3 protein-coding genes are annotated in these 4,984 nt (G+C 43.3%); 2 read left to right on the top strand and 1 reads right to left on the bottom strand.

Annotated elements, in window-relative coordinates; translation table 11 throughout:
* Nucleotides 1–1,161, top strand: a 1,161-nt coding sequence (locus ACKPQ5_RS06955) for a PA14 domain-containing protein (RefSeq protein ID WP_407678378.1), incomplete at its 5' end; no start/stop codon positions are given.
* Between the two features lie 34 nt (nucleotides 1,162–1,195).
* Nucleotides 1,196–2,680, top strand: a complete 1,485-nt coding sequence (locus ACKPQ5_RS06950) for a hypothetical protein (RefSeq protein ID WP_407678377.1) — start codon at nucleotides 1,196–1,198, stop codon at nucleotides 2,678–2,680.
* 34 nt (nucleotides 2,681–2,714) lie between these two features.
* Here ACKPQ5_RS06950 and ACKPQ5_RS06945 read toward each other — a convergent pair.
* Nucleotides 2,715–4,984 (bottom strand): sulfatase-like hydrolase/transferase (locus ACKPQ5_RS06945; RefSeq protein WP_407678376.1); only part of this gene is annotated, 2,270 nt, incomplete at its 5' end.

The following is a 4,984-nucleotide window of genomic DNA, read 5'->3' as shown; positions in this document are numbered from 1 at the left end:
TGTACTTTTCCCGGGCATTATCAATTAATGAATGGCGTGATGGGTATAACCAAGAAAGCCAACCCGGTCACCAATCTTACTTATAAAATTTATCACGGAAAATGGAGTAAGATGCCAAATTTTTCTGAATTTAAAGCAGTCAAATCTGGAGCCCTGGCCACAGGCCTTTTTGATATTTCAATGCGTGAGATTAATAACAACTTTGCATTTGTTTTTAATGGCCAAATTGAATGCTTAAAGGATGGGGAATATTCTTTCACAATTTCTTCGGATGACGGATCACAGCTCTTTATTAATGGCAAGATGATCGTCGATAACGATGGCGTTCATGGAATTAAGGCAAAGGCAGGTTCGGTTGAATTGAAAAAAGGAAAGCACGATATTGAAGTGAAATATTTCGAACTAGCCGGCGGGGAAGCACTTAGTGTCTCATGGACTGGGCCCGGCTTTAAAAATAAACCCCTTTCTAAAACTGCACCTAAGGCTGGACAGGTTGTCGAAGGAATGCTGATCGAACCTCTAAAGGGGGAAGCAACCATTTACCGGAACTTCATTGATGGTGCAGGGCCGCGAGCGATTGGAGTGGGTTACCATGAGGGAGTGAATCTTGCTTTTGATGCAAACAACATGAGACTAGCAATGATTTGGCATGGAGACTTTATCGATGGAGCTCGACATTGGATTGCCCGTGGGCAAGGCTTTCAACCGCCAGCCGGGAATGATGTCATCCGGTTGCCCGAGGGCTTAGCCATAGCTGAGTTAAAGACAAGAGATTCCATTTGGCCAGAGTCCGAATACCGCACGAAAGAACTAGAATTTGATGGCTATGTTTTGGATAAGTTGCAAAGGCCCACATTTAAATACAGTCGGGATGAAATTTCTATTTCGGACAAACCAGTTCCCGTTAGCAGTTCCTTCGATGAAAAGCCTGGAGTTATCAATCGAACGCTCAAATTTGTGGGTAAGGGAAATTCTCAAAATCTTTACTTCCGTCTTGCTCAGGGAAATTTTGATAAAGACAAGGATACTTTTTCCAATAGTGAATTGTCTCTTTCTGTTGAGGGAGGGGAAGTTTTTGCTGAAAAGGGTGAACTTCGGGTGCCGATTGAATTTAATGAAGGAAAGTCCGAATTAAAAATTACTTATTCCTGGGCTGAGTAATTGGGTTCAGCTAAACAAACTATACATTTTAAATATGAAAACTTTCATCACTCTCTTAACTTTTTTTTATGCAGTTGCCCCTCAGTTATTCGCAGACGATCATTCTAAAAGTTTACCGGTTGAGTCCGATTATTATCCCATTACCACGATTCCACTTCCTTCAGGGGAGGTAATCGAAGTAAGCGGCATCGAAATACTTCCAGGAAATAAAGTGGCGGTCGCATCCCGACGAGGAGATATTTTTGTAGGGGAGGGCGTCTGGGAAGATGAACCGTCACCCACATGGACTTTATATGCGAGGGGACTTCATGAAACTCTAGGGCTTTCTTGGAGAGATGGTTGGCTTTATGCTACTCAGCGTCCGGAAGTTACCCGTATGAAAGACCGCGACGGTGATGGGCGGGCAGATGTATTTGAAACGGTTGCAGATGACTGGGGAATCAACGGGAACTACCATGAATATGCGTTCGGTACCCGGCACGATAAAAACGGAGATATTTGGGTGATTTTATGTCTTACGGGTTCAGGGGGAGCAGATGATAAGAGTCCATTTCGCGGATGGTGCATGCGTGTGACGGAAGAAGGTGAATGCATTCCAACCGGATATGGTATTCGTTCACCTGGAGGGATCGGGTTTAATCATTTGGGCGATGTTTTTTATTGTGACAACCAAGGTTTATGGAACGGCTCGAGCTCTTTGAAGCACTTAAAGCCAGGTGGATTTCAGGGAAACCCTACAGGCAACAAATACTTTGCATTGACTGATGCTTTAGGTCCCCAACCACCAGAACCAGAATCCGGTAGTCGAATTGAAATTGAAAGAAAGAGAGTTCCTGATCTCATACCTCCGCCGGTTGTTCTTCCTCATGGAAAGGTTGGGAATTCACCGGCTGGAATTGAATGCGATGAGACTAATGGGAAATTCGGTCCGTTCAAAAATCAGTTATTTGTTTCCGAGCAAACTCATTCTAAAGTGCATCGTGTATTTCTGGAAAAAGTAAATGGATTTTATCAGGGTGCGGTGTTTCCGTTTCTCGAAGGTTTTGGATCCGGTAATATCGTGGCGAGGTTCGCCAAGGATGGCAGTATGTTTACGGGTGGTACGAATCGTGGATGGGGTTCAAGAGGAAAAAGCCCTTTCTCCTTTCAACGGGTAAATTGGACAGGGAAGGTTCCATTCGAGGTTCACGAGATGCGGGTGAAGCCTGATGGCTTTGAACTAACCTTTACGCAGGAAGCCGACATTAAAACATTGGCCGATATTTCTTCCTACACCATGGAGACCTACACATACATCTATCAAAAGGGATATGGGAGTCCAGAGGTTGACGGAACGGTTCCAGTGATTACGAAAGCTATTCCTAGAAAGAATGGTAAGCACGTTCATTTACAAGTTGATGGAATGGTAAAGGGGCATGTGCACGAATTAAAAATGCCTGGCATTCGCAGGAAAGATACTGAACAACCACTTCTTCATGAAGTTGCTTACTATACTCTTAACGAGATTCCTAAAAAGTAATCTGAATAATCCGTTTTAATTCAACTCCTTCTTTTCAGCGGGAGTAGATGTAAGTCCGAATCGATTTAGCTGGTAGCGGACTGGAGTGAGGTACCGGTTCACAATTCAATTTTCGATCTGTTTGAAAGGCCCTTTTGAAATCCATACCCTCCGGAAGGTTAAGGTCGACTGCCTGAACTGTATCAGATGGGTTGAGTGCAATCACCACGATTCTTGATTTGTCATAGGTTTGGTAAGCGCTTACTTCAAGGGGAGTCGGGGATTTTATTTCAATGCGCTTGGATCCCTTCCAGATAAAATTTGCGTACTGTTTAAAGAAGTAAAACTTCTTGGTTTTTTCGAGAAATTTTTGATAACCATTCGCTCCTCTTTTTTCTTCTACCAGGACAAGACCTTCATCACGGTGTTTTTGTCGGGTTTTCAGATGTTTTACGCGATCTGGAGCCAGAGAATAAAGGAGACCCCACCACAAAAATGCGTTGGCTTCGGCCTGGGCAAATGTCATGTGCATATATTGAGCGGCTAAGATGGCTTTATCAAATTCAGTAGCACCTTCAAACCATCCATAGGTGTGCCAGACATCATTATTCCATTGGGCACCTGTGGTTTCAGTCATCCAAAATTTCTTGTTAGGAAAATTTTCTTTTCGGATTATTCCGATTTGGCGACTGTTTTCTCTTAGGATGTCAAGGCTACCATCAGTACCCTCTTTGTAACTATCGTACATGTGATAGGCTATAAGGTCTACTTTCGTGCTTCGAATAGTGGGGAGGAATCGTTTAAGTTCACTTCCTTTATAGCCAATATAGGCAAGGTCGGGGGCGGTGATGAGTAGATTGAGTCCAGCTTGGTCCAGTCTTGGCTTTAGTTTTGTTTCGATAAAGTTTCTCAGTCTTTTTGGGTCCCAGATACAAGTCTGAGTTCCAATATGAGAATAATTGGTTTCATTTTGAACTCCTAGATTGGTCACATTGATTCCCCATTCAATGTATTGTTTTACACGGCTAACAATTTCCTTTGCCCATTCATCCTCCATTTTGGGTTTCAAGAAATATTGTTTATTTTCTCCTTGTTGAATTTCATCGAGCCAATCTTCAGTTTTAAGAAGGGTGGAGGAGCGTGGTTGCCAGAAAGTAAGCAGTACCTCCAACTTCGGGTTCAATTTCATGGCACGCTTGAGAATTGCCCGGTTGTGATCGATAATTCCTTTTTTGGAAACCTCACCCTGTGCCCGAAGGATAGAAGTTTTCAATTCCTTGAATGCATATTCCATCGCCTCATCATCAGCCCGGGTTCCCCAAAATGCGATTGAGCCACCAAATCCATCAATCGATTGCCTGAGGTTTTCTGGGGAAGGGTTGATTTGGATAACTTGTTTCTGTGCCGATTTGGGTTCGCTTAAAAGCTTTGGTTTACAGGACTCATTAATACGAAGGTTTAGCCTTTCTTTAGCATAGGTTAAATCCTCGGCGTAATCTAGATCATCTATGCAATTGGTGACCTCGCCCGGATCTGACTTTAGATCAGTTAATACTTGGGCGACAGTATTGCCTTTAGGGTCCCGCCATGCTGTGTAGCGGTAGTTTTTAAAGTGAATGCTGTGTCCAGTGTTCTTTAGAGCTGGGTAGGAACTATATGCGTCTAGTCGGTGGCCCGCTTCCGGGTCAGAAAGAAGAGTTTTAAAACTTCGTCCCTGGCAGTGTTTCGGAACTGGAAGTCCAGTTAGTTCACAAAGCGTAGGGTACAAGTCAATTAATTCAACCAGACGATTGGTTTTTTGACCACCTTCATGTCGAGGATCTCTGACAATTAATGGCACACGAGTGTCACACTCAAAGTTTGTATGCTTACACCAACTCGAATGATCGCCAAGTTTCCATCCATGATCTCCCCACAATACAACAATCGTATTTTCTGCGAGATTGTTTTTCTCCAGTGCATTGAGTATCCGACCAACGCATGCATCTGCATAGCTAGTGCATGCAGCATAACCGTGAAGAAGTCGTTTATTCGTGTCATCAGAAAAATCTTTCGGACTTTTACCTTCAAAATCACTGTATTTGTGCATTTCATAAGCAAACAGATTAGCCGCATAGATCGGGTATCCTGGAGGAATGCTCTTGTTAGCTGGCATTCTGAATTCTTCTCTTACGTATAAGTCCCAATATTTTTGGGGGGCAACAAAGGGAAGGTGGGGTTTAGTAAGTCCGACAGCCAGAAAAAATGGATTGCTATTTTCCTGACTCAGGTCTTTGAGAACTTCAATTGTCTTGGAAGTTGTTTGTCCATCAGTGTAAGTGTCAT

Origin of the sequence: Candidatus Seribacter sulfatis (genome assembly GCF_964187635.1) — a bacterium.
Classification (GTDB): Bacteria; Verrucomicrobiota; Verrucomicrobiia; order Opitutales; family Seribacteraceae; genus Seribacter; species Seribacter sulfatis.
The sequence above is the reverse complement of the archived record's forward strand: the minus strand, read 5'-3'. Positions and strand labels throughout refer to the sequence as shown.

Coding starts and splice junctions, on each gene's coding strand:
- ACKPQ5_RS06950 (WP_407678377.1), top strand. CDS start 1,196: ATGAAAACTTTCATCACTCTCTTAACTTTTTTTTATGCAGTTGCCCCT.